The organism is Fulvivirga kasyanovii, from assembly GCF_009711405.1.
Taxonomy (GTDB): domain Bacteria; phylum Bacteroidota; class Bacteroidia; order Cytophagales; family Cyclobacteriaceae; genus Fulvivirga; species Fulvivirga kasyanovii.
The window spans coordinates 1-5775 of the sequence record NZ_SMLW01000327.1 but is presented as its reverse complement, the minus strand read 5'-3'; the positions used below and the strand labels follow the sequence as shown (position 1 = coordinate 5775).

The 5775-nt window shown below is 45.7% G+C and carries 6 protein-coding genes; 3 read left to right on the top strand and 3 right to left on the bottom strand.

The genetic code is table 11. The features are described from left to right. On the top strand, positions 1-349 hold a 349-nt coding region (locus tag E1163_RS02990), incomplete at its 5' end, for a nucleoside deaminase (protein ID WP_155169309.1). 187 nt (positions 350-536) lie between these two features. Here the strand turns inward: E1163_RS02990 and E1163_RS02985 are convergent. After that, positions 537-1403 (bottom strand): 3'(2'),5'-bisphosphate nucleotidase CysQ family protein, encoded by an 867-nt coding sequence (locus tag E1163_RS02985; protein ID WP_155169307.1) that lies wholly within the window; start codon positions 1401-1403, stop codon positions 537-539. A 3-nt stretch (positions 1404-1406) separates the two neighbouring features. Then, positions 1407-2375 (bottom strand): phosphotransferase, encoded by a 969-nt coding sequence (locus tag E1163_RS02980; protein WP_155169305.1) that lies wholly within the window; start codon positions 2373-2375, stop codon positions 1407-1409. Between the two features lie 482 nt (positions 2376-2857). Here E1163_RS02980 and E1163_RS02975 point away from each other — a divergent pair, with 482 nt between their 5' ends. Continuing rightward, positions 2858-3055 carry a hypothetical protein gene (locus tag E1163_RS02975; protein WP_155169303.1) on the top strand — a complete coding sequence of 66 codons (198 nt, stop codon included), beginning with the start codon at positions 2858-2860 and terminating at the stop codon, positions 3053-3055. Positions 3056-3059: 4 nt separating this feature from the next. On the opposite strand, the gene E1163_RS02970 is transcribed toward E1163_RS02975, so the two are convergent. Further along, the gene (locus E1163_RS02970) at positions 3060-3554 is read right to left on the bottom strand and encodes a hypothetical protein (RefSeq protein WP_155169301.1); all 495 of its coding nucleotides are present in this window, start codon (positions 3552-3554) and stop codon (positions 3060-3062) included. Positions 3555-4014: 460 nt separating this feature from the next. On the opposite strand from E1163_RS02970, the gene E1163_RS02965 reads away from it, so the two are divergent. Then, positions 4015-5643, top strand: coding sequence for an isovaleryl-CoA dehydrogenase (locus E1163_RS02965; protein ID WP_155169299.1), 1629 nt, complete (start codon positions 4015-4017; stop codon positions 5641-5643). Positions 5644-5775: the final 132 nt, after the last annotated feature.

The following is a 5775-nucleotide window of genomic DNA, read 5'->3' as shown; positions in this document are numbered from 1 at the left end:
AGACAATAAAATTATTGCCCAAGGCCATAATAAGCGGGTTCAGGAATCCAACCCGATATTGCATGGAGAGATGGACTGTCTGAATAATGCGGGGAGAATTGGCAGCTATAAGAACACGGTGATATACTCAACACTCATGCCCTGCTACATGTGTGCAGGCACCATTGTGCAGTTCAATATTCCTAAGGTAATTGTAGGCGAATCGCGCACGTTTTCAGGTGCCCGCGAATTCATGGAGTCCCATGGTGTTGAAGTAATCGATGTAGATGACCCTGCATGCATTCAAATGATGGAGCAGTTTATTCAGGATAAACCTGAGCTTTGGAATGAAGATATTGGGGAGCTTTGATTTAGTAAATAAAATATGTGCCTTTGAGCCACGGTATATCAGTTTAACCGAGTCACCCCCATGCCAGCACATTCAAAAGCGGCATCCATGGCCATATTCCCTCCGCCTATCACTACGGGTCATAATCTCTCCATGTTTTAATTTAAGGCTTTCTATGGGCCTGCCGCTATTATGGCTATTTTCTACATTAAATTATACCTTGAATAAACTCAGCCAATCCGGAACCTGTGGCATAGATAACACCAACTTCATTCATAAAAGTAGATTTCTCATCATTGAGATGGAGCCTTCCACCCCGGGCATCAGATACATGCAAATCCAACTCTTCAAAAAACAACCGTGTAGCAGCAAAATCCCAGATACTGCCCCCTCCTTTCGTTTCTTTTGGAAGTTTGAAACAGCACCCGGTACCGGAGGTCATCACGCCTAAAGCGTTTCTCACCGAGCCAAATCCGCTATGGTATTTTATTTGGGCATTTTTATGTCTAGCCCATTCATTCAGCCGGTCATTTACCGGTTCAAAGTAAGTTTCATGTTGCAGGGCCCTGTCGGAGTAAATGCAGATGGAATCATTGACAGCAGCCTTCTCTCGGACAAAAGGGCTGCCGTTTAACCATACTCCAGCCCCTTTAAAGGAAGTATAGCAATATGCCAGGTCGGGCACATATACCACACCAATTACAGGATCTCCTGAATTAGCAATCAATGCAATGGAAACGGCATAGCCAGTCCGTTTTTCTGTAAAAGGCAAAGTGCCGTCCAGCGGGTCAATACACCAGAAGTAGGGCTTATCCAGCCTGGATTGATCATCAGCGGCCTCTTCCGTCAATAAGCCCAGATCATAATTTTGGATGGTGCTGTTTAAATGTTCAAGAATGATTTCCTGAGCTTTTACATCTATCTCCGTCACTACCTGAGAAGCCAGGGAATGGCCAGTTTCCTTGTGCCTCCGGGTATAGTGCTTGTCAAACCGGGACTGGATATATTGTCCGGCAACCGTGGCCGCAGTAGCGGCAGTTTGGCAAAGCGATTTTAGTTCTTTTTCTGAGAGCATCACTTAATGGTTTAATTCGTCAATTACCTGCCTCGTGAGTCTTTTGCTGTAGTCATGCATCTTCCAGTGCCCGGGGCTCCAGCCATCGAGAAACCGGTAAAAGTCCGCCCAGGCATAAGCATACAACCAACTCCACTCCTCTTTAATATGCTGATAATCAATATAGTTATCCATCGCTATCTCAAGTTGCTGAAAGTAATGGTTGAGCAGCATTTCTTCATACTCTTCACAAGCCTCTTCATCAAAACAACTGCTGATAAAATAAGCCACATCCTTCATGCCACATCCCCTGCCCACATACTGAAAGTCTACCGCAGCTACCGCCCCGGTTTCGCTAAAGCAGAAATTGGCCAGCTTGGCATCACCATGCACGATGGTTTGATATCTGGCATTTTTAAGCCGTTCGTCTATCCCTTTTGCGGCTTGCTTTAGCGGTATGTTTTCCATTCGCTCCCACTCATCAGGCCGGGTATCCAGGTGCCAGTAGGTACCCACCGGCCATAGGCCCTGAGGTGCCACCCCCATAAACCGGCCATGAAAGTGAGCAAGCCAGCCAAGGCAGCTTTTAGCATGCTCCAAACTAACCTCATCCGGATTCTGCCGAATATGAAACCCGCAGGCATTCAAGTCCTCCATGATCAATAAAAGCTCGTTTCCTTCTTCCACTGCCTGATAGCTATGCGGAACCCTGCAAAAGTCATCCGCCAGCCCGGCATACTCCTGATACCATCTCCTTTCCACCTCATAAGACTTTAGCTTCCGCTGATGCGATAAGGGCGTATTCCATCCCCTTGGATGCTCGCTGCCATCGGGCAATTGTATATGCTTAACAATAACACTTGGGTATTTACCACCCTCTAAAAAATAGCGTTTAATCTCTCCATACCCACTCCAAAGCGTTTGTACCGATTCCGCCCCGGTAATAGCCGAAGCGCCGGTGGCTGCCAATATTTCCTTATGTAATTCGAGCATATGGGCTCAAAGCTGTTCTTTTTTAATGTTATAGGCAAGTGTTAGTCTTGAGTTGTGAGATAGGGGTATTACTTCCGAGTAGAGTCTCCCGGGCACTGCGCAATCTTTGTCCTCTATCTTTGTTCGGGGAGATTCCGGATATTTTCTCCGCTACACTGCGAAAACCCGGAATGACGTGGGGCTTTGACTGCGTTAAAACACCCCTATAATCCCCTCGAGGGGATAGTAGTGTGTAGAAGTATTTAAAATACCAATTCTATATCAATTCACTGCTTACCGGTTAACTGTCCCTTCTTCGGTCTTCCGACTTCCGACTTCTGACTTGACACACCGATTACCCCATACTGACTACCGAATACCGGAATGACATGGGTAAGGGATTGTTTGGCTTTAGCGATTATTCAATTTAATCAGGGGTACCCCATCGGCACTAACAAGCACAAATACTTAAAATATTTACAATTAACCCTTATTTTAGATCTATGATAAAGATAGATCCCAAATACAAACCGATACTACTTGAAGCCCTGGAAGACATGATGTACAAGCTTTCGCTTCAGTTGAATGACCTAAAAGGCAAACCCCTGGATAAAGAGCGCAAAGCACTTACACAAAAGCAGACCGAATTGGAACAGTTACAGCACATCATTTCAATCTACCCGGAAGAACAGGGTAATTAACAGGTCAGCTAACCTCTACCTTATCTTTAACGGTCTGCTCATAAAAGTGGTGAATGTCAAACATTTGCTGTGCCCCAAACTTTTGTCCGGCCTGACTGGCCAGATATAACACCAATGCCAGGGCACCTAATACCGGAATGCCCCAAAGCACAGTAGCATCTTTACCAAGGCTCCATAAGCTAAAGCCCCAAACCCCTATAAAAAGCACCAATAAGCCTAAAACAATATACCCAAAAAAGAAAACCGCCCAGAGAGAGGGATTAGGCCCATACAAGCCTCTGACAACGACATTTTCTGCTTCCTGCTCAAAAGTCAGGTGTAACTGAGGCGACCAGAAATGGCGATGAGAGGGATGAATACTGATATAAATATGACCGGGCAGGTGGTTGAACACAAACTGCTTTTCTGCACCCAAGGCAGTGCTGACCTGCTGTTCTATAACTTCCTGCTGCCCCTTTATGAGCTGCTTAAACCGGGGCCTTATCCTAAAACTTGACATTGCGGCAACTTAGTGAGCATTTGCAAAAGCTACAATGACTTTTGTCAGTCGTTGAGGGTAAATTCCATATGTGCAATCGTCTGGAGCGGGAAGATGGTATTATTTACTTCTATTTAAGGAGCTGCGGATGTAATGGTCATTCAATTTCAATTAAAAATCCCTTTAACCGTCATTCTGAAATTTTCCATCCTGTATCTTCAAATCACACAACCAAGCCTTATGGAAAGTATTTTAGAATCCCCTCGAACAGAGGCAGTGTCAGAACTTTTGACTACAGGCTTAATGGTTATCCCGAAGCTAAGGCACCTGCTAAGCCGGTCTGCATCAGACAAGGAGGATGCAAGCTATAAATGCCGCGGAGTACTATTCGAGTGACATCCGCTGGGAAGTAGGAAAAAGGCACTGGCATTGTTATAAAAACTTAGTATTTTATGACTGCTAAAGCTTTAAATATTCAACTATGGAAACTCACGAGGTATTCAATCAAAGTCCGATTTTTGAGAATATAAACCTTTTTGAAATAGATAAACCCCTTCAACTGATACTTCAGCAAGGGGGTGTTGACTGGGGGCTGTCAGAGGTAAAAGATTATGGTAAAACCATGGGCACCAGGCAAATGATCGACAACGGGAGACTGGCCAATAAGTACACTCCTGTGTTTGAAACACATAATGCCCGTGGCTTCCGAACGGATGAGGTTGAATTTCACCCTGCTTATCATGAATTGATGACGCAGGGCATAAAGCATGGCGTCCATGCCCTGCCGTGGTCTGAACGGAAACCTGGAAGCCACTTACTGCGGATGGCAATGTTTTACCTGCACGCTCAAAATGAAGCTGGCACCTGCTGCCCTATTACTATGACCTTCTCGTGTATTCCCGCACTGCAAAAGCATTTTCCTAAAGCTGATGAATGGATTCCTAAAATCCTGGCAAGGACGTATGATCCGTCAAATCAACCGTATTTTGAAAAGCAGGGGTTAACGATAGGTATGGCTATGACGGAAAAACAGGGAGGCTCGGATGTACGAGCCAACACCACGGAGGCAAAACCTGTTGGCAAAGCTGGCACCGGGGAATTATACGGGCTAACCGGTCACAAATGGTTCTGCTCTGCTCCTATGAGTGATGGCTTTTTAACATTGGCACAAACAGCTCAGGGGATTTCCTGCTTTCTCCTTCCCAGGTGGCTTCCTGATGGCAGCAAAAACAAGTTCAGGATCCAGAGGCTAAAGGATAAACTCGGCAACCGCTCCAATGCCTCTTCTGAAATTGAATTTGATGGCGCCCAGGCCTGGCTAATGGGTGAAGAAGGTCGAGGTGTATCTGTTATTTTGGAGATGGTCGCGCTAACGCGCTACGATTGTATGATTGGCTCTTCAGCATTAATGCGCAGGGGGCTCACAGAGGTACTCCATCATATCCGGCATCGAAAAGCATTTGGCAAGCTGCTGGTAGACCAACCCTTGATGCAAAATGTAGTTGCAGACCTATGCCTGGAGTCAGAAGCTGCTCTGGCCATGACCTACCGCACGGCTCTTTGTCTTGAAAATGGTACTAAAGAAGAAGAAAAGCTATTGCTGCGGCTATTGACACCGGTTGGAAAGTATTGGATCACCAAACGCAGCATTCCTTTTCTGGGCGAAGCCATGGAATGCCTGGGAGGTAATGGCTATGTGGAAAGTAGCGTACTGCCGCGGCTGTACAGAGAAGCGCCTGTAAACGCTATATGGGAAGGCAGTGGCAATGTGCAATGCCTTGACGTGATGCGTGCCATTTCCAAGTCACCAGCCGTTCTGGATGCTTTGATCCATGAACTGGAATCCAACAAAGGAAACTTGCCTGTCTACGATCGTTTTATTGAAAAGCTAAGTTCAAGCCCAAATCAACCATCAGAAGGTCAGTCACGATACTTTGTGGAGCAGTTAGCCAAAGCAGTCCAGGCATCTGCGCTAATGAAAATGGGGCGTGAACAAATGGCGGAAGCCTATTGCCTATCCAGACTTACAGAAGGTTCTTCAGGATGGATGTTTGGTAATCTTCCGCCCGCCATTGATAGTAAGGTGATTGTTGAGGAGTATGTGTTTTGAAGCGGTTTGTGATGCAGGCTTATTGCACTTCCCTGATTAAAGTTTAACAGGCTTTAGCCAAATCTTCATGGTTGAAATTTTTATTACTTTTTATCACGGATTAAACACCCCTATAATCCCCTCCAATGCTAT